Annotated in this window: 21 protein-coding genes and 1 pseudogene; 9 read left to right on the top strand and 13 right to left on the bottom strand. The window is 65.4% G+C overall.

Features of this window, described 5'->3' with window-relative positions:
• From BVH03_RS20020 to pobA, 11 genes are all read right to left on the bottom strand, one after another.
• The coding region (locus BVH03_RS20020; protein ID WP_143486018.1) for a TRAP transporter small permease subunit at nt 1-316 on the bottom strand (316 nt) is incomplete at its 3' end.
• 158 nt (nt 317-474) lie between these two features.
• Nucleotides 475-1,470, bottom strand: a complete 996-nt coding sequence (dctP, locus tag BVH03_RS20015) for a C4-dicarboxylate TRAP substrate-binding protein DctP (RefSeq protein WP_075962820.1) — start codon at nt 1,468-1,470, stop codon at nt 475-477.
• A gap of 329 nt (nt 1,471-1,799) precedes the next feature.
• A complete protein-coding gene (locus BVH03_RS20010) occupies nt 1,800-3,185 on the bottom strand; it encodes a sigma-54 dependent transcriptional regulator (protein WP_075962819.1) in 1,386 nt (461 codons plus the stop codon).
• Complete coding sequence (locus BVH03_RS20005) at nt 3,182-4,999, bottom strand: ATP-binding protein (RefSeq protein ID WP_177344927.1); 1,818 nt, start codon at nt 4,997-4,999, stop codon at nt 3,182-3,184. Before BVH03_RS20005 ends, BVH03_RS20010 begins: the two co-directional genes overlap by 4 nt.
• A gap of 125 nt (nt 5,000-5,124) precedes the next feature.
• On the bottom strand, nt 5,125-5,994 hold the full coding sequence (gene rfbD / locus BVH03_RS20000) for a dTDP-4-dehydrorhamnose reductase (protein WP_075962818.1): 870 nt from the start codon (nt 5,992-5,994) through the stop codon (nt 5,125-5,127).
• A complete protein-coding gene (rfbC, locus tag BVH03_RS19995; RefSeq protein WP_075962817.1) occupies nt 5,991-6,536 on the bottom strand; it encodes a dTDP-4-dehydrorhamnose 3,5-epimerase in 546 nt (181 codons plus the stop codon). The genes rfbD and rfbC overlap by 4 nt, the downstream gene beginning before the upstream one ends.
• The gene (gene rfbA, locus BVH03_RS19990) at nt 6,536-7,405 is read right to left on the bottom strand and encodes a glucose-1-phosphate thymidylyltransferase RfbA (RefSeq protein ID WP_075962816.1); all 870 of its coding nucleotides are present in this window, start codon (nt 7,403-7,405) and stop codon (nt 6,536-6,538) included. Before rfbA ends, rfbC begins: the two co-directional genes overlap by 1 nt.
• Nucleotides 7,405-8,469 carry a dTDP-glucose 4,6-dehydratase gene (gene rfbB, locus BVH03_RS19985; protein WP_075962815.1) on the bottom strand — a complete coding sequence of 355 codons (1,065 nt, stop codon included), beginning with the start codon at nt 8,467-8,469 and terminating at the stop codon, nt 7,405-7,407. The genes rfbA and rfbB overlap by 1 nt, the downstream gene beginning before the upstream one ends.
• Before the next feature lie 49 nt (nt 8,470-8,518).
• Complete coding sequence (locus tag BVH03_RS19980; RefSeq protein ID WP_075962814.1) at nt 8,519-9,385, bottom strand: neutral zinc metallopeptidase; 867 nt, start codon at nt 9,383-9,385, stop codon at nt 8,519-8,521.
• A 26-nt stretch (nt 9,386-9,411) separates the two neighbouring features.
• Complete coding sequence (locus BVH03_RS19975; protein WP_075962813.1) at nt 9,412-9,846, bottom strand: DUF411 domain-containing protein; 435 nt, start codon at nt 9,844-9,846, stop codon at nt 9,412-9,414.
• A gap of 54 nt (nt 9,847-9,900) precedes the next feature.
• Complete coding sequence (gene pobA / locus BVH03_RS19970) at nt 9,901-11,085, bottom strand: 4-hydroxybenzoate 3-monooxygenase (RefSeq protein WP_075962983.1); 1,185 nt, start codon at nt 11,083-11,085, stop codon at nt 9,901-9,903.
• A gap of 139 nt (nt 11,086-11,224) precedes the next feature.
• Between pobA and BVH03_RS19965 the strand changes: the two genes are divergently transcribed.
• The 4 genes from BVH03_RS19965 to BVH03_RS19950 are packed head-to-tail and all read left to right on the top strand — an operon-like array spanning nt 11,225 to nt 13,722.
• Nucleotides 11,225-12,091 carry a helix-turn-helix domain-containing protein gene (locus tag BVH03_RS19965; RefSeq protein WP_075962812.1) on the top strand — a complete coding sequence of 289 codons (867 nt, stop codon included), beginning with the start codon at nt 11,225-11,227 and terminating at the stop codon, nt 12,089-12,091.
• 39 nt (nt 12,092-12,130) lie between these two features.
• On the top strand, nt 12,131-12,517 hold the full coding sequence (locus BVH03_RS19960; RefSeq protein ID WP_075962811.1) for a DUF4345 domain-containing protein: 387 nt from the start codon (nt 12,131-12,133) through the stop codon (nt 12,515-12,517).
• A 31-nt stretch (nt 12,518-12,548) separates the two neighbouring features.
• The gene (locus BVH03_RS19955; protein ID WP_075962982.1) at nt 12,549-13,262 is read left to right on the top strand and encodes a GntR family transcriptional regulator; all 714 of its coding nucleotides are present in this window, start codon (nt 12,549-12,551) and stop codon (nt 13,260-13,262) included.
• The gene (locus BVH03_RS19950) at nt 13,255-13,722 is read left to right on the top strand and encodes a GNAT family N-acetyltransferase (protein ID WP_075962810.1); all 468 of its coding nucleotides are present in this window, start codon (nt 13,255-13,257) and stop codon (nt 13,720-13,722) included. Before BVH03_RS19955 ends, BVH03_RS19950 begins: the two co-directional genes overlap by 8 nt.
• 106 nt (nt 13,723-13,828) lie before the next feature.
• Here BVH03_RS19950 and BVH03_RS19945 read toward each other — a convergent pair whose 3' ends face one another.
• Nucleotides 13,829-14,776 (bottom strand): PDR/VanB family oxidoreductase, encoded by a 948-nt coding sequence (locus BVH03_RS19945; protein WP_075962809.1) that lies wholly within the window; start codon nt 14,774-14,776, stop codon nt 13,829-13,831.
• A gap of 58 nt (nt 14,777-14,834) precedes the next feature.
• Nucleotides 14,835-15,899, bottom strand: coding sequence for an aromatic ring-hydroxylating dioxygenase subunit alpha (locus tag BVH03_RS19940; RefSeq protein ID WP_075962808.1), 1,065 nt, complete (start codon nt 15,897-15,899; stop codon nt 14,835-14,837).
• Nucleotides 15,900-16,264: 365 nt separating this feature from the next.
• On the opposite strand from BVH03_RS19940, the gene BVH03_RS19935 reads away from it, so the two are divergent.
• The 5 genes and pseudogenes from BVH03_RS19935 to BVH03_RS19920 all read left to right on the top strand — a co-directional run bounded on the left by BVH03_RS19935 (nt 16,265) and on the right by BVH03_RS19920 (nt 22,576).
• Nucleotides 16,265-17,593, top strand: a complete 1,329-nt coding sequence (locus tag BVH03_RS19935) for an MFS transporter (RefSeq protein WP_075962807.1) — start codon at nt 16,265-16,267, stop codon at nt 17,591-17,593.
• 84 nt (nt 17,594-17,677) lie between these two features.
• Nucleotides 17,678-17,831: pseudogene (locus tag BVH03_RS27290) on the top strand (3-(3-hydroxy-phenyl)propionate transporter MhpT); the annotation flags it as partial.
• Nucleotides 17,832-18,248: 417 nt separating this feature from the next.
• Nucleotides 18,249-19,079: a p-hydroxycinnamoyl CoA hydratase/lyase gene (locus BVH03_RS19930; protein WP_013793122.1), complete on the top strand. Its 831-nt coding sequence runs from the start codon at nt 18,249-18,251 to the stop codon at nt 19,077-19,079.
• A 77-nt stretch (nt 19,080-19,156) separates the two neighbouring features.
• Entirely contained in the window at nt 19,157-20,605 is a 1,449-nt protein-coding gene (locus BVH03_RS19925; RefSeq protein ID WP_075962806.1) for an aldehyde dehydrogenase, read from the top strand.
• A gap of 114 nt (nt 20,606-20,719) precedes the next feature.
• Nucleotides 20,720-22,576 (top strand): feruloyl-CoA synthase, encoded by a 1,857-nt coding sequence (locus BVH03_RS19920; protein WP_075962805.1) that lies wholly within the window; start codon nt 20,720-20,722, stop codon nt 22,574-22,576.
• Nucleotides 22,577-22,867 lie beyond the last annotated feature (291 nt).

Here is a 22,867-nt window from a genome sequence, read left to right as displayed (position 1 = left end):
ACAGGCGCACCAAGAGGTCGACGCCGATGTGCGCACCGATGCGCACGCCCCAGGCCAGGCCGACGAAGATCAGCCAGCCGAACATGGCCTTGGTCAGGGCCACGCTCCAGGTCATTTCTTGGGCGACGTAGAGGATGCCGTCGCCGATGGCGAACATGGCATCGCCGCCGAACGGCAGCGTATCGCCCAGGGCGTAGAAAACACCGTAGAGGTTGTTGAACACCACGTACGAGAAGGTGACCAGGGTCATGCCTGCAAGCAGGAACGCCACCATCATCTCTTCGGCTTTGTTCCAGACACGAGCGACAGCGTGCATGGGTTATCTCCGTGTATAAGAGCGGTCGCGAAGCGACGTAAGAGACAGCCGCATCCGGGGCTCGGCAGCGGTGCTGCAGCCTGCGGGGGCAGTGTCGGTGAAGCGGGCGGCGGCTCCGCTCAGGAGCCGTCGCCGGATGGCCGTGAGGCCAGGCGGCCTCAGTTGGCCTGGTTGGCAGCCTCGGCAGCCTTGATCAGGTCGGCACCGATCTCACCCTCGAACTTCTTCCACACCGGGCGCATGGCTTCACGCCATTCTTCACGTTGCTCGGGCGTCAGGATGACGATTTCGGTAGTGCCGGCATCGATGATGCGCTGCTTGTCCTTCTGGTTCAGCGCCTCGGCCTGCTTGTTCACCTCGATGGTGACCTCGGCGAGGATCGCGGTCAGCTCGCTGCGGATGTCTTCCGGCAGGCCGTCCCAGAACTTGGTGTTGGTGATCACCATGTAGTCCAGCACGCCGTGGTCGGACTCGGTGATGAACTTCTGCACTTCGTGCATCTTCTGGCTGTAGATGTTCGAGTAGGGGTTCTCGGCACCGTTGACCACGCCAGTCTGCAGGCCCTGGTAGACCTCGGCGAAACTCATCTTGCGCGGCGCGGCGCGCAGGGCCTTGAACTGCTCGTCGAGTACGGCGGAAGCCTGTACGCGGAATTTCAGGCCGCGGGCATCTTTCGGCTCGACCAGCTTCTTGTTGGCGGAGAGCTGCTTCATACCGTTGTGCCAGTAACCCAGGCCGGTGATGCCTTTGCTTTCCATGCTGGTCAGCAGCGCCTTGCCTTCCGGGCTCTGCTGGAAGCGATCGACGGCGTTGATGTCGTTGAACAGGAACGGCAGGTCGAAGATCTGGATCTGCTTGGTGTAGTGCTCGAACTTGGCCAGCGACGGCGCGATGATCTGTACGTCACCGAGCAGCAGCGCTTCCATTTCCTTGCCATCGCCGAACAGCGAGGAGTTCGGGTAGACCTGCACGGTCACCTTGCCGTCCAGGCGCTCGTCGACGAGCTTCTTGAACAGCAGGGCGCCCTGGCCTTTCGGCGTGTGCTCGGCAACCACGTGGGCGAACTTGATCGATATCGGATCGGCCGCCTGGGCCATGCCGGCGATGCTCAGCGACAGGGCGCAAGCCAGTGCCTTGGCAGTGAATTTGAACATGCGATGCTTCCTCTTGTTGTTGGCTATCGTGCTGGGCGCCGAGGCGCTGAAACGAGCGAACAAGAGCAAGTCGAGGATTGCCGCTCGAGCGGCAGGATCGGTTGGCAGCGATTGGGCCTGGACTTGTACTTGTTTTCCGCTGATGAGCAGCAGAGCAAGCGTTGTGCCAGGCGTGGTAAGAATTCGGCATGGCAGCTTTGCGTCAGGCGCAAAGCCCCATGTCATATGGTACGGCGGATTTTCAAAATAAAACCCGCCAGCCCTTGCGGTTGGCGGGTTTGCGAATTTCCGATGAAAGCCGCTGATGAAGTCGGCAAGAATCCGCTTATTTACTCGATGTCGTCTGGCGAGCTTCCGCCAGCGTCGGCGAAGTTCAAGCCATGCTTGCGCAGTTTGTCGTGCAGGGTCTTGCGGGGCACGCCAAGAGCCTCGGCGAGGCTGCGCAGGGAGTTGTGGTTACGGGTCAGTTCGGCGGCGATCAGCGCACGCTCGAAGGCCTCGACCTGTTCGCTGAGGCTGCCGGATAGCGGCGCACTGTGTAGCTGGCTGTCGACGCTCAATTCCAGCCCCAAATCCAGGCCAAGTGCGAAGCGCTCGCCAGCGTTCTGCAATTCACGCACGTTGCCCGGCCAGGGGTGGCGTAGCAGCATGGCGCGCTGACCGGGTTGCAAGTCCCGTTGCGGCAGGCCGTGGCGGGCGCTGGCGGTGTTAGCGAAATGCTGGAACAGCACCAGGATGTCCTCGCCGCGTTCGCGCAAGGGCGGGATGCGCAGTGGCGCGACGTTGAGGCGGTAATAAAGGTCGGCGCGAAAGCGTCCCTGGTCGGCGGCGGTACGCAGGTCTTCCTTGGTAGCCGCGATCACCCGGATATCCAGCGGGATCAGTTGATTGCCGCCGAGGCGTTCGACCACCCGCTCCTGCAGCAGGCGCAGCAGTTTGACCTGCACGTCCAGGGTCATGCTCTCGATTTCATCGAGGAACAGCGTGCCGCCATTGGCAAACTCGAACTTGCCGATGCGGCGCTTCTGCGCGCCGGTGAAGGCACCGGGCTCGTGGCCGAACAGCTCGCTTTCCACCACGGATTCGGCCAGGGCGCCGGCGTTGATCGCCACGAAGGGGCCATCGCGGCGGCTGGACAGGTCGTGCAGGGCGCGGGCCACGACTTCCTTGCCGGCGCCGGTTTCACCGAGGATCAGCACGTCGGTGCTGATCCCGGCCAGGGAGCCGATCTGCTCGCGCAGGCGTTGAATGGCCGGCGAGTTGCCGACCAGCCTACCGGACAGTTGCTGGCGGTCGGCCAGAGCCAGGCGCAGGCTGCGGTTGTCGAGCACCAGGCGGCGCAGGGCCAGGGCACGGCGCACGCTTTCCAGCAGGTCTTCGCTGGCGAAGGGTTTCTCCAGGAAGTCGTAGGCACCGGCGCGCATGGCCTGTACGGCCAGGGGCACGTCGCCGTGGCCGGTGATCAGCAGCACCGGCAGATCCGGGTCCTGTTCATGCAGTTGCTTGAGCAGCTCCAGCCCATCGACGCCCGGCATGCGTATATCGCTGACCACCACGCCGGGCCAGTCGCGTTCGATACGCTCGGCCAGGCCCTTGGCATCGGCCAGGGTGGCGACCTTGAGGCCGGCCAGGTCCAGGGTCTGGCTGAGGGCCTGGCGCAGGTGCGGGTCGTCGTCGATCAGCAGAACCTGAGTATTGGCGTCGATGGTGCTCATACGGTGAAGTCCTCGGGCGGCTGGATGTTCACGCCGTTGTCGGCGGTGCGCAGGCGCAGGATCAGGTGCGCGCCGCCTTTGGGATGGTTGGCGAACAGCAGTTCGCCGCCCAGGGCGCGCATCAGGGTGTCACAGATCGCCAGGCCCAGGCCGAGGCCCTGGGCGCTGGTCTTGGTGGTGAAGAACGGTTCGCGGGCGTGGGCCAGGGCGCTTTCCGAAAAGCCGGGGCCGTTGTCGCGCAGGTGCAGCTCGAGCAGATCGCCCTGCAGCTCGGTGCTGATCCAGATGCGCCGCGGCTGCGGGCGCTCGGCCAGGGCATCCAAGGCGTTGGCCAGCAGGTTGCTGAGCACCTGGCGCAGGCGCGTCTCGCCAGCCTGCACCCACAGGGTGGCATCCGGCAGATCGCGGATCAGCTCGACGTCCATGGCACGGCGGCGCTTGGCCAGCAGCGCCAGGGCATCGTCGATGGCCGGTTGCAGGGCCACGCTTTCCGGTGCGTGGCGGTCGCGGCGGGCGAAGGCGCGCAGGTGGGCGATGATCGAGGCCATGCGCTCGGTGAGCTGGCTGATCAGCTTGAGGTTGCCGCGGGCGTCCTCGGTGCGCCCGTGGTCGAGCAGCACGCCGGCATTCTCGGCGTAGCTGCGGATGGCCGCCAGGGGCTGGTTGAGTTCGTGGCTGATGCTGGCGCTCATGGTGCCCAGGGCGGTCAGCTTGCTGGCCTGGACCAGTTCGTCCTGGGCCTGCACCAGTTCCTGTTGGGCCTGCTCGCGCTCCAGTACTTCCTGCTTGAGGCGGCTGTTGAGGCGCTCCAGATCCTGGGTACGTTCCTGCACGCGCTGCTCCAGCTCCTGGCGGGCACGGGTACTGAGGGCGATGCGGTCAAGGTAATGACGGCGGCGCTGCATCATCAGGCCGACCAGCAGGATCAACACCAGCAGGGCGCCACCGCCGACCGCCATTACCGTGCGCACCGAACGGTCGAGTACCACCCGCGGGGCGAGAATGCTGACGCTCCAGCCAGTTTCGTCGAGTACCCGACTCTGCGTCAGCCAGGCATCGGGGTCGAGCTGCAGGGGCGGCGGTGCCTGGGTCGGGTAGGGCTGGATGGCGGCGATGGAGGCGCGCTCGGCCTTGTCCAGCGGGCGGCTGGCGTGAAAGCGCCAGTCCGGGCGCGAAGTCAGGATCACCACGCCATTGCCGTCGGTCACCAGCAGTTGCTCCGGGGTGTTGCCCCACAGGCTTTCGGTGTGATCGAGGTCGACTTTGATAACCATCACGCCGATCTTCTGATTGCCGTCATAGACCGCCGAAGCGAAGTAGTAGCCGCGCTTGCCAGAGGTGGTGCCGAGACCGAAGAAGCGCCCCAGGCGCCCGGCCAGCGCCTCCTGGAAGTAGGGGCGAAAGGCGAAGTTGCCGCGCACGAAGGTGTCCTGCTGATCCCAGTTGGAGGCTGCCAGGGTTTCGCCCTTGGGGTTCATCAGATAGATGACATCGGCACCGGTCTGCTGGCGTACGCGCTTGAGCAACTGGTTGGCCGCTGCCTGGGCGGCTTCGTCGCCCGGCGTCGCCAGCACGGTACGCAGGCCCGGCAGGTCGCCGAGAATCGGCGGCAGTACTTCGTAGCGGCGCAGGGTACCCAGCAGGTTGGCCACGTACAGGTCGAGGGTTTGCCGATTCTGTTCGGTCAGCTCGATGCGGTAATAGCGCTCGGCGACGTAGTGCAACGGCCACAGCAGCGGCGCCAGCAGCAGGGCCAGGATTGCCAGGCTGCGCCAGCGGGGGCGTTTGGGAATGGTGCTGGGGATCGTGTTCATCGAATGGGCGCCGGAAAGACCGGGCCATTATGACCGCATACGCCGGGTGCCAGGTAGCCCAACCCGAACCTGGCGATAGAGGGTGAGCCCGGGTTCCCAGCGCTCACCCGGGCTAGCTGTCGGCGTCAGCGTGGCCTGTTCAGGCACTCGAGCAGGCCGGTGTGCCAGTCCGGCAGGCGCACGCCCCAGTCGCGCTCCAGGCGCGTACAGTCCAGGCGCGAATTGAGCGGGCGCCTGGCGGGCGTCGGGTACTCCGTGGTGGCGATGGGCTTCAGCGTGGCGACCGGTTTGCCCTGTGCCAGCAATTGCGCGGCGATGGCTTCGGCAAAGCCGCACCAGGACGTTTCACCGCGTGCGCTGAAGTGATAGACGCCCCAGGCTGCGGTTTGCTCAGCCTGCCAGCGCTCGATCAGTTGCACGGTCGCAGCGGCGATGCTGCCGGCCCAGGTCGGCGCGCCGATCTGATCGGCCACCACGCTGAGCTGCTCGCGCTCCTGCAGCAGGCGCTGCATGGTCAGCAGGAAGTTGCGCCCGTGCAGGGAGTACACCCAGCTGGTGCGCAGGATCAGGTGCTTGCCACCCACTGCCGCGATGGCCTGCTCGCCAGCCAGTTTGCTGCGGCCGTAGACGCCCAGCGGGTTGGATAGGTCGTCTTCGTGGTAGGCGGCCGGCTTGCTGCCGTCGAACACGTAATCGGTGGAGTAGTGGATCAGTGGTACGTCGAGCGCCGCTGCCTCTTCGGCGAGCACGCCAGGCGCGATGGCGTTGATCGCGAAGGCCGCCTCCGGCTCGCTTTCAGCGGCATCGACCGCGGTGTGCGCTGCAGCGTTGATGATTAGTTCCGGGCGCAGATGGCGCACGGCCTCACGCAGGCGCGCGGTATCGGCAAGGTCGAGTTGCTCTCGGCCGAGCACGATCAGTTCATGCTGCTTGCTGAGCAACGACTGCAGCTCACGGCTCACCTGGCCGTGTTGGCCGAGCAGGAGGATCTTCATTGGAACAGCTCGGCGTCGTCGAAGAACTTGCCCTGCTGGTCCTTCGTTGAAAGCTTAGGTTCGCTTCGCAGCTGCCAATCGATGGCCAGCTTGGGATCATCCCAGCGGATGCAGCGCTCGTGGGCCGGGGCATAGTAGTCGGTGGTCTTGTAGAGGAATTCGGCGAACTCGCTGAGTACCACGAAGCCGTGAGCAAAACCCTCGGGCACCCACATCTGCCGTTTGTTGTCAGCGGAGAGATGGGCGCCCACCCACTGGCCAAAGGTGGCTGACTGGCGGCGCAGGTCCACGGCGACGTCGTACACTTCGCCCGCGGTCACGCGCACCAGCTTGCCCTGGGCCTGTTGCACCTGATAGTGCAGGCCGCGCAGCACGCCGCGCTGCGAGCGCGAGTGGTTGTCTTGAACGAAGTTGGGGTTCAGGCTCGTTGCGTCGGCAAAGGCCTTCGCGTTGAAGCTTTCGAAAAAGAAGCCGCGCTCATCGCCGAATACCTTGGGTTCGAGTATCAATACGTCGGGGATGGCGGTTTGAATGATGTGCATCAGTTGTCCTCGGCCAGGCTGAACAGGTACTGGCCATAACCGGTCTTGCCGAACGCCTTGGCCTGGCGCAGCAGGCATTCGCGGTCGATCCAGCCCTGCCCGTAGGCGATCTCTTCCAGGCAGGCGACTTTCAGTCCCTGGCGGTGCTCGATGGTTTGTACGTACTGCGAGGCTTCCAGCAGGCTGTCGTGGGTGCCGGTGTCGAGCCAGGCGAAGCCGCGGCCGAAGCGCTCTACGCGCAAATCGCCGCGCTGCAGGTAGGCGTTGTTGACGTCGGTGATTTCCAGCTCGCCGCGCTTGGACGGTTTGACCGCCTTGGCGATCTCGATCACGTCGTTGTCGTAGAAGTACAGGCCCGTTACGGCATAGCTGGAACGCGGCTGGGCCGGCTTTTCCTCGATGGAGATCGCCTGGCCCTGAGCATCGAACTCCACCACGCCAAAGCGCTCGGGATCGCGAACCCAGTAACCGAACACCGTGGCGCCCTTTTCCACTTGCGCCGCGCGCAATAGCATCTCGGTGAAGTGTTGGCCATGGAAGATGTTGTCGCCAAGGATCAGGCACACCGGATCACTGCCGATGAACGCTTCGCCAATGATGAAGGCGCGCGCCAGACCGTCCGGCTCCGGCTGTTCGGCATAGCTCAGCTGCAGGCCGAACTGGCTGCCGTCGCCGAGCAGCTTCTGAAACTGCGGCAGATCGTGGGGTGTGGAGATGATCAGAATCTCGCGGATACCGGCGAGCATCAGCACCGATAGCGGGTAATAGATCATCGGTTTGTCGTAGATCGGCAGCAGCTGCTTGGACAGGCCCAGGGTGATCGGGTGCAGGCGGGTGCCGGAGCCGCCAGCGAGGATGATGCCTTTCATTACTGTTGCTCCTTGGGCGCGCCGAGCCGTTCGCGCTGGTAGCTGCCGTCCTGCACGCGGCGGCACCAGTCGAGGTTGTCCAGGTACCAGCGCACGGTCTTGCGCAGGCCGCTGGGGAAGGTTTCCGCTGGCGTCCAGCCCAGCTCGCGCTCGATCTTGCTGGCGTCGATGGCGTAGCGCAGGTCATGGCCGGGGCGATCGGTGACGAAGGTGATCTGCTCGCGGTAGGAGCCAGCTCCACGCGGCTGCAGTTCGTCGAGCAGGTCGCAGATGGCGTGCACCACGTCGAGGTTCTTCTGTTCGTTGTGGCCGCCGATATTGTAGGTCTCGCCAACCGCGCCGCGGGTGACGACCTGCAGCAGGGCGCGGGCATGATCCTCGACGAACAGCCAGTCGCGCACCTGCTGGCCATTGCCATACACCGGCAGCGGCTTGCCATCCAGGGCGTTGAGAATCACCAGCGGGATCAGCTTTTCCGGGAAGTGGTAGGGGCCGTAGTTGTTCGAGCAGTTGGTCAACAGCACCGGCAGGCCGTAGGTGCGCTGCCAGGCGCGCACCAGATGGTCCGAGGCCGCCTTGCTGGCCGAGTAGGGCGAACTGGGCGCGTAGGGCGTGGTTTCGGTGAACAGGTCGTCGACGCCGTGCAGGTCGCCGTACACCTCGTCGGTGGAAATATGGTGGAAGCGAAACGCCTGGCGACGGGGCTCGTCCAGCTTCGACCAGTAAGCGCGGGAGGCTTCGAGCAGCCCATAGGTGCCGACGATGTTGGTCTGGATGAACGCCGCCGGGCCGTCGATGGAACGGTCGACGTGGGACTCGGCCGCCAGGTGCATAATGGCATCCGGTTGGAAGCTGTTCAGCGCCTCGCTGACTGCAGCCTGATCGCCGATGTCCGCCTGCAGGAAGCCATAGCGCGGGTCATGCTCGACCTCGCGCAGCGATTCCAGGTTGCCGGCATAGGTCAGTTTGTCGAGGTTGAGCACCTCGTGATCTGTGCTCTTGATCAGGTGACGGATCAGCGCGGAGCCGATAAAGCCCGCGCCGCCGGTAACGAGAATGCGCATGTGAAAGGTGCCCAGCCATTTAAAAGGCCAAGTATGCCTGCTCGACCCCTCAGAGACGAGCGCTGGAAAAGGTATCGCAGGCACCCACCTTGCCGCTTTCGAATCCGGTGGTGAACCAGTGAACGCGTTGCGCCGAGGTGCCGTGGGTGAAGGAGTCCGGCACCACCCGGCCCTGGGTCTGTTGCTGCAGGCGGTCATCGCCGATGGCGTTGGCGGCGTTCAGCGCCTCTTCCAGATCGCCCGGCTCCAGCCAGTCCAGGCGGCGCTGGGCATGGTGCGCCCAGATGCCGGCCAGGCAATCGGCCTGCAGTTCCTGGCGCACCAGCAGGCCGTTGGCGCCCTCCAGGTTCTCGCCACGCTGACGCGCCGCATCGACCTTGGCGGACACGCCAAGCAGCGTCTGCACGTGGTGGCCGACTTCGTGGGCGATCACGTAGGCCTGGGCGAAATCGCCGGCCGCACCGTAGCGGTGTTCCAGATCACGGAAGAAGCTCAGGTCCAGATAGACCTGGCGGTCGCCCGGGCAGTAGAACGGGCCGACCGCCGAACTGGCGAAACCGCAGGCCGAGTTCACCCCGCCGTCGAACAGCACCAGCGTCGGGTCCTGATACTGGCGGCTGTTGGCTTGGAAGATGGCGCGCCAGGTGTCTTCGGTATCGCCCAGCACCGCACGCACGAACTCCGACTGCTCGTCGTCTCCCGCCGGGCGATCCACCTGGCTGCTCGAATAACCGCCGGACTGGCCGGCGAGCTGGCCGAGAATCTGCAACGGGTCCTGGCCCATCAGCAAACCTACCACAACGACGATGGCGATGCCGCCGAGGCTCAGCCCACGGCCGCCGCCAAAGCGCATGCCACCACCGCCGCCACGGGCGTCCACGACGTTGTCACTGCGGCGAGCTCGTTTCCAGCGCATGGCGATATCCTTTCAAAGGGGGCGAGTCAGTTGCCCGGATAACTACTGACCACGCTTTCGCCGCCTTGTGCGTCCAATCCAATCACCTGATAGGCGTCGCGAATATTGCCCCGTTCCATGCCCGGCGAGCCGGTGGGCATGCCGGGCGCGGCGATGCCGAGCAGATCGGGGCGCTCGCGCAGTTTGAGGATGTCGGCCGCCGGCACATGGCCTTCGACGAATTTGCCGTCGATCACTCCGGTGTGACAGGAGCCCAGGCGCTCGGGCACGCCGAGGCGCTCCTTGACCGCGTGCATGTCGGTCTCGATATGGTCGTTCACGGTAAAGCCGTTGGCCTGCAGATGGCTGATCCAGCCCTTGCAGCAGCCGCAGTTGGCATCGCGATGTACATCGATGGTCAGCGGCTCGGCGGCCTGGGCGAGGCCGGCGCACAGGCCGGCGACAAGAAGCAGTGGGCGCATGCTGGAATCCTCCGGAAAGATTCCGCGAGCATAGCGCCGCCAGCGGTTGTTTACCTATTCGACAGGTTCGTAGGGCAGCCCCACGTAATTCTCGGCGATGCTGGTGCGCCCGGCTTCGGAGCCGACGAAGTAGTCCAGCTCGGTCTGGCGCATGCGCGCGGTAAAGGCATCGGTATCCGGGAAGTTGTGCAGCAGGCCGGTCATCCACCAGGAAAAGCGCTCGGCCTTCCAGACCCGACGCAGGCAGATCGCCGAGTAGCGCTCGAGTAGCTCGGTGCGGCCTTCGCGGTACACCTTGAGCAGAATGCGGTACAGGGTGCTGACGTCGCTGGCGGCCAGGTTGAGGCCCTTGGCGCCGGTGGGCGGCACGATATGGGCGGCGTCGCCGAGCAGGAACAGCTTGCCGTACTGCGTGGGCTCGACCACGAAGCTGCGCAGCGGGGCGATGCTTTTCTCGATGGACGGCCCGGTGACCAGATTGGCCGCCGTATCGGCCGGCAGGCGGGCTTTCAATTCACCCCAGAAGCGCTCGTCGGGCCAGTCCTGCACCTGCTCGTCGAGGCCGACCTGCACGTAATAGCGGGTGCGCGTCGGCGAGCGCATGCTGCACAGGGCGAAGCCGCGCGGGTGGCTGGCATAGATCAGCTCTTCGGCCACCGGCGGGGTGTCGGCCAGTACGCCGAGCCAGCCGAACGGATAGACCCGTTCGAAGATCTTCAGGGTATCGGCAGGGATCGATTGCCGCGATACGCCATGGAAGCCGTCGCAACCCGCGATGTAGTCGCAGTCCAGGCGATGGGCCGTGCCATCCTTTTGGTAGGTGACATAGGGCGCGGCGCCCTTGAGATCGTGCAACTGCACGTCGCCCACCTCGTAGTGGGTCAATGCGCCGCTCGCTTCGCGCGCTTCCATCAGGTCACGGGTGACCTCGGTCTGGCCGTAGATCATCACCGTCTTGCCGCCGCTCAGGCCTTTGAGGTCGATACGCTCGCGGCGGCCGTCGAAGGCCAGTTCGAAGCCATCGTGCACCAGGCCTTCGCGGTCCATGCGCGCGCCGACCCCGGCTTCGCGCAGCAGATCGACCATGCCCTGTTCGAGCACCCCGGCGCGGATGCGACCGAGCACGTAGTCGGGGCGCTGGCGTTCGAGAATCACGGTGTCGATGCCGGCGTTGTGCAGTAATTGGCCGAGTAGCAGGCCGGCCGGGCCGGCCCCGATGATGGCGACGGTGGTTTTCATGGCGTCCTCGATATTGTTGTGTGGACTGTCGTGCTTGTATTTTTGATTGGCCTTGGCCGCTGGATAAGGCAAATTCGCGTCGTTTACTTGGACTTTCATAAACTCCGTGCGCCTATCGGCCACTTTTCCGGGAGCCGCCATGAATCAGCCGCAGATCGCCGTGCCGGTGTTCAAGCTGTACGGCGACGCCCTGGAGTGGCCGACGCCCGACTTGCTGCACTGCGAGTCGATTCCCAAGCGCAGCCGCCTGCATGACTGGGTGATCGAACCGCACCGCCATCCCGATCTGCTGCAGTTGCTGTATCTGCGCCAGGGCTCGGCGCTGATCGAAGTGGAAGGCGTGCAGTCGCGCATCGCCGATCCGGCGCTGCAGGTGTTGCCGCCCTTGTGCGTGCACGGCTTCCAGTTCTCCGATGACGTCGACGGTTACGTGCTGACCCTGGCCGCGCCATTGGTGGCGCAGCTGGAGGCGCACCTCGGCGCCCGGCATCCGGTGTTCAGCACGTCGGCGCTTTATCCGGTGGGCGATGATCGCGCCCAGCTGGATCATCTGTTCGATGCCATCGACAGCGAGTACGGGCAGAGCGCGCCGGCGCGCAACCTGCTGCTGCAGTCGCTGGTCGGCGTGCTGGCGGTGTGGCTTGGCCGTCAGGTGCTGGGGCGCCAGGCCGCCGAGCGGCCGGCCCGTGGCGAACAGCATCTGGCGGCGTTCAATCGTCTGGTGGAGCGGCATTTTCGCGAGCAGTTGTCGGTCGAGGGGTACGCCCGGCGCCTGGGCATCACCACCGCGCACCTGAACAGCATGACCCGCCGCTACGCCGGGCAGAGCGCCCAGGCCCTGGTGCATCAGCGCCAGTTGCTGGAGGCCAAGCGCCTGCTGGTGTATTCGTCGATGACCCTCAGCCAGATCGCCGACACCCTGCAGTTCTCCGAGCCGGCGTATTTCTCGCGGTTCTTCAAGCGCCTCACCGGCCAGACGCCCAGCGCCTTCCGACAACAGCGCTGACTGGCCTATGCTCAGCCCATGTGCCCGGAGGATTGCGCCATGCCCTACGCCCGTATCTTTCTCGTCGTGCAACTGCTCGTGCTCGCTGCTTTCGGCGTTGCCTACTTTCTGTGGCCCCAGGAAATGGGCGCGGTCAGCGGCATGCTGCTGATGGAGTCGTCCTCGGTCACCGACGTGCGTGCCCATTACGGCGCCCTGTCGGTCGGGTTGGCGGTGTTTGTCGCCCTGGCCGTGTGGCGGCACGAGCTGACGCGGCCCGCGCTGATCTTGCTGCTGGTGCTCTACGCCAGCCTGGCGCTGGGGCGTATCGCCGGTCTGTGGCTCGATGGTGGCACGCAGCAGACCTTCAATCTGTGGGCCCTGTTGTTCGAGGCCGTGTCCGCAGGTTTGGCAGGCTGGGCACTGCAACGCCCGCGAGCGCTATGATGGCGCCTGTCGACAGGTGGGCGAGGGCGTGATGTACAAATCCGGACAGCGGGTACTGGCTGCCTTGCGGCAGATGATCGCCTCGGGTGAGTTGGCGGCGGGCGAACGTATCGCTGAAATTCCTACCGCCGAGCGGCTGCAGGTCTCGCGTACGCCGATTCGCATCGCCTTTCGTACCCTCGAGCAGGAAGGTCTGCTGTGCAAGGCCCCGGGCCGTGGCTACACGGTGCGGGCGGTGACCGACGACGATATCGCCGGCGCCGTGGAAGTGCGCGGCGTGCTGGAAGGCCTGGCCGCGCGCCAGGCCGCCGAGCGCGGCCTCAGCGACGAGATCCGCAATCGCCTGTATGCGTGCCTGGTGGAGGGCGATCGGCTGTTCGAGAAGGGTCATGTGGTGATGGAGGAGCTGGAGATCTATCACGACCTCAACAAGCGTTTTCATCAGGCGATCATCGAGGCCAGCGGCAACAGCGCCATCGCCATGGCCCTGTCGCGCAACGATCACCTGCCGTTCGCCTCGGTCAGCTCACTGGCCGTGGATGGCAACGACATGCCCCGCGAATACCGGCGCTTCAGCTTCGCCCACATGCAGCACCACGCCGTCTACGATGCCCTGGTCAACGGCCAAGGCGCGCGCGCGGAAAACATCATGCGCGAACACGCCAACGCCACCCTGCGTTACGCCCGCGCGGTGCATGGCGATGAAACGGGTGAAGCCGCGATGACGATCCTGCGCGATGGCTGAGGTGCAGTGGGCGATCCGCCAGGCGCGCGAGGCGGATGCCGACGCCATCAGCGACGTCATCGTGCAGGCGTTGCGGCTCAGCAATGCCGCGGATTATCCGCCGCAGGTGATCGAGCGGGTGGCCGCCAACTTCGACGCCGCCAGTGTGCGTGCACTGATGGCCTCGCGTGAAGTATTCGTGGCGCTCGATGGCGCGCGGGTGGTGGCCACCGCCAGCCTGGCCGGCGATGTGGTGCGGTCGGTGTTCGTGCTGCCCGAACTGCAAGGGCGCGGGGTCGGCAAGGCGCTGATGGGCCATGTCGAAGACGTCGCGCAGGCCGCTGCCGTGCCGTGCTTGCGGGTGCCGGCGTCACTGACGGCGGTGCCGTTCTACAAGGCCCTGGGTTATGCCGTGGTCCGCGAAGTGGTCGAAGGCGATGAGCGGACTCTGGTGATGGCCCGTCAGCTCAGTGCTGGGTAATCGGCTCAGGAAGGTGTCGTGCATTCGATTTGGTGGGCTGAAGCCCACCCTACAGGTGGTGGTGGGTGTAGGGTGGGCTTCAGCCCACCATCGCTGCCGGCAGGGATCAGATATCCAACACCAACCGCGCGCTTTTCGCCCTTGAACAGCAGGGCGTGAACTGGTCGTTGGCGGCCTGCTCTTCTTCGCTGAGAAACAGATCGCGGTGATCCGGCTCGCCTTCCAGCACGCGGGTCAGGCAGGTGCCGCAGATGCCCTGCTCGCAGGACACTGGAATTTCCACGCCGATGCCGCGCAGCACTTCCACCACGCTGATGCCTTCCGGCACCTTGAGCACTTCGCCGCTGCTGGCCAGTTGCACTTCGAAACCCGCCTGGGGCTGGTCGTCCGGTTCGGCGCTGAAGTACTCGCGGTGCAGGTTGTCGTTGGTCCAGCCCAGCGCGCGGGCGCTGTCCAGCACATGCGCCATGAAACCGCCCGGGCCGCAGACGTACAGGTGTGTCTGCGCCTGGGTCGGGCCGATCAGCGCGGCGGTATCCGGGCGCTTGCTCGCCTCGCCGTCGTCGAAATGCAGGTGCACGCGCTCGGCGAACGGTGACTGGCGCAGGCGCTCGACGAACGCCGCCTGCGGCGCCGAGCGGGCGAAGTAGTGCAGGGTGAAGTCGCCGCCGATGTGGCTCAGCCGTTCGGCCATGCACAGGATCGGGGTGATGCCGATACCGCCGGCCATCAGCAGGTGGCGCCTGGCGTCGTGCTGCAGCGCAAACAGGTTGCGTGGTTCGCTGATGCTCAGCCTGACGCCCTGCTCGAGGCCGTGCATGGCGATGGAGCCGCCGCGCGAGTCGGCGCTGCGCAGCACGGCGATCTGATAGCGGTGCCGCTCTTCGGGGTGGTTGCACAGCGAATACTGGCGAATCAGCCCATCCGGCAGGTGCACGTCGATATGCGCGCCAGCGCTGAAGGCCGGTAGTGGTTCTCCATCCGCGCGGGCCAGATCGAAGCTGAGAATGTCCTGGGCCTGGGGCTCGATGGCGGTGACGATGACGTCGATCATGGTGGCGCTCTCTTCAAGGCTTGCGCGCACCACCTGGGTGGCGCGCGACGGGCAAGGGTCAGCCGACCTGGCGGACGTCGATTTTCTGGGCGGCGAGGGCCTGCTCCTCAGCCAGCAGGCGGTCGATGATGCGCCGCGACTGCACGCCACCGGCGTCGATGTTGAGCTTGAGCAGCCCGCGCTCGGGCTGCCAGAGCAGGTTGCGCTGCTGGCGTTCGAGCATCTCCAGGTCCTCGCTGAAAATCTTGTCCTGGCCTTCGCGAATGCTGTCGGTCAGTGCCTGGTCCTCGGGTTTGAAGCTGCGCGCCATGCCCCAGAAATACCAGATCGAGGTCTCGCTCTCCGGGGTGATGAAATCGACCACGATGCTCGCCGCCTTGACCTCGGCCGGCGCCTCGTAGCCGCCGTGCCCGGCGTGGGCCACACCGACTTCGATCATCACGTGGCTGGGCGGTTTGAAGCGGCAGATCTGCCAGCGATCCACCGGCACATCGTCGGCCAGGCCGTTGCCGAGCAATGCCATGCGCCAGAACGGCGGAGCCATGATGTTTTCCATGTGGCGGCTGGTGATCACCTCATCGCCTTCGACCTGGGTGATCGGCGGCGCTTCGTCGATCTCCTTCTGGCCGATGCTCGAGGCATGCACGTAGGTTTCATGAGTCAGGTCCATCAGGTTGTCGACCATCAGCCGGTAGTCGCAATTGATGTGGAACAGCCCGCCGCCGTAAGCCCAGTCGGGATTTTCCGCCCATTCCAGATGATGGATGGTGGCCGGATCGGCCAGTGCCTGATCGCCGGTCCACACCCAGATGAAGCCATAGCGCTCCACCGCCGCGAATGCACGGATGCCGGGAAAGCCGCGCACGCGTTGGCCGGGCATCGACACGGTCTTGCCTTCGCAGCCCATCTCCAGGCCGTGATAGCCGCAGATCAGGTTGCCGTTCTCGACATAGCCGAGCGACAGCGGCGCGCCGCGGTGCGGGCAGAAATCCTCGAGAGCCACTACCTGGCCCTCGGCGCCGCGATAGAACACGATCTTTTCCCCGCAAATCTGCCGGCCCAGGGGCTTCTCGGCGATCTCATCGGGGGTGCAGGCTACATACCAGGCATTTTTCGGGTACATGACGACCTCGGTTATTGTTGGAGTTATTGGATCCAATGGTTGGTTTTTAATCAGCCTAATGTCAAGGCCTGTCCGGGAAAACAGTTAACAAAACAAACTGTCCGATCAGCGAACGCAATCTTCCCGTGTCACCGATCGAGCAAGGCCCCGAGCGACGGGGCTCGGGCCTCGGGCGCCTGTATTCAGAGGCTCGTCGCTTCGGTTGCCTGGATTGAATATTGGATCCACTTCTGCAAGCTTGGCTGCGGCTTCTCCCATAACAACAATCCAGGATCCGCGCCGATGAACCTTCGCCTCGCTCCGTCAGCTGCCGATTGCAGCATGCCTTTCTCGTTATCTTTCGTGGCTGCGGCGGGAGGTGCGCGATGAGCGATCTCCGGCAGGTCGTCGACCAGGGGCCGATGCGCGGCTTTCAATGGATCGCCATCGGCGTATGCATCGTGCTCAACATGATCGATGGCTTCGATGTGCTGGTGATGGCCTTCACGGCCTCGTCGGTGGCCGCCGATTGGTCGCTCAGTGGCGCGGAAATCGGCCTGCTGCTCAGCGCCGGGTTGCTTGGCATGGCTACCGGCTCGCTGTTCATCGCGCCCTGGGCCGATCGCATCGGTCGGCGCCCGCTGATCCTGCTGTGCCTGGTGATTTCCGGCACCGGCATGCTGCTCTCGGCACTGAGCCAGACGCCTACCCAACTGGCGCTGCTGCGCGGCTTCACCGGGCTGGGTATCGGCGGCATCCTGGCCAGCAGCAATGTGATCGCCAGCGAGTACGCCAGCAAGCGCTGGCGCGGCCTGGCGGTCAGTCTGCAATCCACCGGCTATGCCCTGGGCGCCACGCTCGGTGGCCTGCTGGCGGTGTGGCTGCTGTCGCACTGGGGCTGGCGCTCGGTGTTCTTAGCCGGCGGGCTGATGACCTTCGTGGCCATCGTGCCGGTGCTGCTGTGGCTGCCCGAGTCGCTGGATTTCCTGCTCTCCAAGCAGCCGGCCAAGGCGCTGGTGCGGGTCAATCGTCTGGCCCTGAAACTGGGCCAGCCGAGCCTGACTGCGCTGCCGTCGCTGGCGGGCGATGGGCAGGGTGGCAGCGGTTCCTTCGCGCGGCTGTTCGACCCTGAGCAACGCCGCAGCACCTTGCTGATCTGGGTACTGTTCTTCCTGGTGATGTTCGGCTTCTACTTCATCATGAGCTGGACACCCAAGCTGCTCACCCAATCTGGGTTGTCGGTGCAGCAGGGCGTTACTGGTGGCGTGCTGCTGAGCATCGGCGGCATCTTCGGTGCGGCGCTGCTGGGGTTGTTATCGGCGCGCTTTTCCCTGGCGCGGGTGCTGGCCGGCTTCATGCTGATCACCGCCGTGCTGCTGGTGATCTTCACCGGCCTGGGCTCGTCGTTCACCGCGGCGCTGGGCATGGGCCTGCTGATCGGGCTGTTTTCCAACGGCTGCGTCGCCGGCCTCTATGCGTTGTCGCCGCTGATCTATGGCGCGTCGGTACGGGCCACCGGGGTGGGCTGGGCGATCGGCATCGGTCGTGGCGGGGCGATCCTGTCGCCGACCGTGGCGGGTTTCATGCTCGATGACGGCTGGCAGCCGCTGCAGCTCTACACCTGGTTCGCCCTGGTGTTCGTCGCCGCGGCGGTGCTGTTGCTGACCTTGCTGCCGGCGCAGAAGCCGCAGCAGCTGACGCCCGCTCAGGCCTGAGCCACAACGGGCGCGAGGCGGCATCGCGCGCCCGGTCCGTCGCCAGAGTGCCAGGGTGTGGTCGATGTGCAGGCGGGTCTGCTTCTCGTCACCATCGCCGCGCAACTGGTGCTCCATGCGCTGGCGCCGCTGGCCTATCCGACTGCGGTACGCGCCACTGGTGTGGGTGCTGCGGTCGACAGGCCGCCTGGGATCGGTTCCCGGGCCACTGGGCATCGTACTGACCGAGGCGGGCACATGACAGACGCTGCGGTGGCCTTGCGCCGCCGCACTAGCCGCCGCACTTTTCCACAGGCAATAAAAAACCCGCCGAAGCGGGCTTTTACTGACCAATGCCAACGTCCTGTCGGCTGCCATCCTAGCTATGGTCATGTCATCCATGACCCTGAGCACGTCCTGTGCTGCAGGTATGGGCATAGATTACGGCGCGCGGCGGGGTGTCACCAGAGCGAACCGGCGCGCCGTCGTGTAAGCCTTTGGCTATAGCGAAGCGGCGGTGTGAACTGTCCGAGATTCTTCGCACCCTTCGAACGATGGCGTTGGCGGCGAATATGCGGATTCCGAACAGATGGTGATTTTTATTAATGGTTAATTGACATAACCATTTTTCAGGATTAGCTTCTGTCCATCGACAACCAAAACAAGAGCACACCCCATGAGCAAGTACGAAGGCCGCTGGCAAACCGTCAAGGTCGATGTCGAAGAAGGCATCGCCTGGGTCACTCTCAACCGTCCGGAAAAACGCAACGCCATGAGCCCGACCCTCAATCGCGAGATGGTCGAGATCCTCGAAGTGCTTGAGCAGGACGCCGAGGCCCGCGTACTGGTGCTGACCGGCGCCGGCGAGTCGTGGACTGCGGGCATGGACCTCAAGGAATACTTCCGCGAGGTGGACGCCGGCCCGGAAATTCTCCAGGAGAAGATCCGCCGCGAAGCCTCGCAGTGGCAGTGGAAGCTGTTGCGCATGTACGCCAAACCGACCATTGCCATGGTCAACGGCTGGTGCTTCGGCGGCGGCTTCAGCCCGCTGGTGGCCTGCGACCTGGCGATCTGCGCCGATGAAGCCACCTTCGGCCTTTCCGAAATCAACTGGGGCATTCCGCCGGGCAACCTGGTCAGCAAGGCCATGGCCGACACCGTGGGCCACCGTCAGTCGCTGTACTACATCATGACCGGCAAGACCTTCGACGGTAAGAAAGCCGCCGAGATGGGGTTGGTCAACGAAAGCGTGCCGCTGGCCCAGCTGCGTGACACCACCCTGGAGCTGGCGCGCAACCTGCTGGAAAAGAACCCGGTGGTGCTGCGCGCCGCCAAGCATGGCTTCAAGCGCTGCCGCGAGCTGACCTGGGAGCAGAACGAAGACTATCTGTACGCCAAACTCGACCAGTCGCGCCTGCTGGACGAAGAGGGTGGTCGCGAGCAGGGCATGAAGCAGTTCCTCGACGACAAGAGCATCAAGCCCGGCCTGCAGGCCTATAAGCGCTGATCGCCTAGCCTTGTAAAGCGCGGCGTCCGCCATGGGGTCGCGCGCGTTCCCGACAACGACAACAATGAGGAATCACCATGCTGGACGTGCCCCTGCTGATCGGTGGCCGCTCGTGCCCGTCCCGGGACGAACGCACCTTCGAACGTCGTAACCCGGTGACCGGCGAGGTGGTATCGCGAGTCGCCGCCGCCACTCTGGAAGATGCCGACGCTGCGGTGGCCGCCGCACAGGCCGCTTTTCCCGCCTGGGCCGCGCTGGCGCCCAACGAGCGGCGCACGCGTCTGCTCAAGGCCGCAGCCGAGATGCAGGCGCGCGCTGGCGAGTTCATCGCCGCTGCCGGGGAAACCGGGGCGATGGCCAACTGGTACGGCTTCAACGTGCACCTGGCCAGCAACATGCTGCGCGAGGCGGCGTCGCTGACCACCCAGATCCATGGCGAGGTGATTCCTTCCGACGTGCCCGGCAGCTTCGCCATGGCGCTGCGCCAACCCTGCGGCGTGGTGCTCGGCATCGCGCCGTGGAACGCCCCGGTGATTCTCGCCACTCGCGCCATCGCCATGCCGTTGGCCTGCGGCAATACCGTGGTGCTCAAGGCCTCCGAGCTGAGCCCCGCCGTACACCGGCTGATCGGTCAGGTGCTGCAGGACGCCGGCCTGGGTGACGGCGTGGTCAACGTGATCAGCAACGCGCCGGCCGATGCTGCGGCGATCGTCGAGCGGCTGATCGCCAACCCGGCGGTGCGGCGGGTCAACTTCACCGGCTCGACAAAGGTCGGGCGCATCGTCGGCGAACTGTCGGCCCGCCACCTCAAGCCGGCACTGCTGGAATTGGGCGGCAAGGCGCCGTTGCTGGTACTCGACGATGCCGACCTGGACGCTGCCGTCGAAGCCGCGGCCTTCGGCGCCTACTTCAACCAAGGGCAGATCTGCATGTCCACCGAGCGCCTGGTGGTCGACGCCAAGGTTGCCGACGCCTTCGTCGCCAAACTGGCGACGAAGATCGCCAGCCTGCGCGCCGGTGACCCGGCCGACAGCGCTTCGGTGCTCGGCTCGCTGGTCGACACCTCGGCGGGCGAGCGCATCCAGTCGCTGATCGACGACGCCGTCGGCAAGGGCGCCAAGCTGGTCGCCGGTGGCCAGGTCGAAGGCAGCATCATGCAGGCGACCCTGCTCGACAACGTCACCCCGGCGATGCGCCTGTACGCCGAGGAGTCCTTCGGGCCGGTGGCCGTGGTGCTGCGCGGCAGTGGCGACGAAGAGCTGCTGCGCTTGGCCAACGACTCCGAGTTCGGCCTGTCGTCGGCGATCTTCAGCCGCGATACCACGCGGGCGCTGGCCCTGGCGCAGCGCGTCGAGTCGGGCATCTGCCACATCAACGGGCCGACCGTTCACGACGAGGCGCAAATGCCCTTCGGCGGCGTCAAGGCCAGTGGGTACGGCAGCTTCGGCGGCAAGTCGGCGATCGAGCAGTTCACTCAGTTGCGCTGGGTGACCCTGCAGAACGGCCCGCAGCACTACCCGATCTAACCAGGCGACGGCGGTAATCCTGCGAGTGCCGGCTGCCTCCCTGGCGAGGCGGTACGGCGCTGCGTGACAACAAGAACAACAGGGGCGAGCCAGTCGCCCGCGTGGAGAAGCGAAGTGAACGCCAATACCGGACCGCGTTATCGCCAGGTGTCCATCGGCCACCCGGCCGTCGAGGTCAGCGAGCGCCAGGGCGAATTGCATCTGCGCTCGCTGGAACCGCTGGCGCCCTTGCCCGAGCGTTTGCTCGACCGCTTGGTGCATTGGGCCGAAGTGCGTGGCGAGCAGACCTTTCTGGCCGCACGCGGCGAGAGCGGCGCGTGGCAGCACACCCCTTATGCACAGATGCTCAATACGGTGCGAGCCATCGCCCAGTGCCTGCTCGGCTTCGGCCTGAGCGCCGAGCGGCCGCTGGCGATTCTCTCCGGCAACGGCCTGCAGCACCTGCAGATCGCCCTCGGCGCCATGTACGCGGGCATCCCCTACTGCCCGATATCGCCGGCCTATTCGCTGCTCTCCCAGGACCACGCCAAGCTGCGCCACGTCTGCGATTTGCTGCGGCCGGGGCTGGTGTTCGTCGACAACGCTGCGCCCTATCAGCGCGCCATCGACGCCGTGCTGCCAAGCGATGTGCCGGTGATCACCGTGCACGGTGAAGTGGCGGGCCGGCGCACCATCGATTTCGCCAACCTGCTGGCCCAGCCAGGCGGCGTCGAGGCCGAAGTCGCCTTCGCCGCCACCGGCCCGGATACCATCGCCAAGTTTCTGTTCACCTCCGGCTCCACCAAGCTGCCCAAGGCGGTGGTCACCACCCAACGCATGCTTTGCGCCAACCAGCAGATGCTGCTGCAGACCTTCCCGGTATTCGGTGAGGAGCCGCCGGTGCTGGTCGACTGGTTGCCGTGGAACCACACCTTTGGCGGCAGCCACAACCTGGGCATCGTGCTGTACAACGGCGGCACCTTCTACCTCGACGACGGCAAGCCGACGCCCCAGGGCATGGCGCAAACCCTGCGCAATCTGGGCGAGATTTCCCCGACCGCCTACCTGACGGTGCCCAAGGGCTGGGAAGAACTGGTCAACGCCCTGGAGCAGGACGCGGCGCTGCGTGAGACCTTTTTCGCACGCATCAAGCTGTTCTTCTTCGCCGCTGCCGGGCTGTCGCAGAGCGTCTGGGACCGCCTCGACCGCATCGCCGAGCGGCATTGCGGCGAGCGCATTCGCATGATGGCCGGCCTGGGCATGACCGAGGCATCGCCCTCCTGCACCTTCACCACCGGGCCGCTGTCCATGGCCGGCTACGTCGGTTTGCCAGCGCCGGGCTGCGAAGTGCGCCTGGTGCCGGTCGACGGCAAGCTGGAAGGGCGCTTTCGCGGGCCGCACATCATGCCCGGTTACTGGCGTGCCGAGCAGCAGACCGCCGAGGTGTTCGACGAGGACGGCTTCTACTGCTCCGGTGATGCGCTCAAGCTGGCTGAGCCGAACGATCCGCAGCTGGGCCTGATGTTCGACGGGCGCATCGCCGAAGACTTCAAGCTGTCGTCCGGGGTGTTCGTCAGCGTCGGCCCGCTGCGTAACCGCGCGGTGCTGGAAGGCTCGCCCTACGTGCAGGACGTGGTGGTCGCCGCGCCGGATCGCGAATGCCTCGGGCTGCTGGTTTTCCCGCGTCTGTATGAGTGCCGGCAACTGGCCGGCCTGGCGGCGGACGCCAGCGACGCCGAGGTACTGGCCAGCGCGCCGGTACGCGGCTGGTTCGCCGACTGGCTGCAGCGCCTGAACCGCGCAGCCACCGGCAATGCCACGCGGCTGGAATGGATCGCCCTGATGAGCCAGGCGCCGTCCATCGACCGCGGCGAGATCACCGACAAGGGTTCGATCAACCAGCGCGCCGTGCTGCAATGGCGCGCCGAGCAGGTGGAGGCCTTGTACCGCGGCCGTGACGAGTCGATCCTGCGCGCCGAGAGGCCAATGTGAATGGCGCACAGGGCAGCCACTTCGAGGATATGACGATCATCGCGGTGCTGCGTACGCTCTGGAGCTACCTGAACGGGGGCTGGCGCGGTTGAGCGCAGCGTGCAAACCACCGGCAACAGCTGCGCGGTGGTCGACGGAGCGGCGGCGGCACTGTTTTTTTGGCTGGACGGGTGTGCTCTGTTCGCCGGTGTGTGGCGTGTAGAGGAATGATGAGAATGTGGCGGGAGTGGTCATCGGCGCAGTATTTGTGGGAGCGGGCCATGCCCGCGAAAAATCACGGGCATGGACTGG

It is taken from the genome of Pseudomonas sp. PA15(2017), assembly GCF_001945395.1.
Taxonomy (GTDB): Bacteria; Pseudomonadota; Gammaproteobacteria; order Pseudomonadales; family Pseudomonadaceae; genus Aquipseudomonas.
The sequence above is the reverse complement of the archived record's forward strand: the minus strand, read 5'-3'. Positions and strand labels throughout refer to the sequence as shown.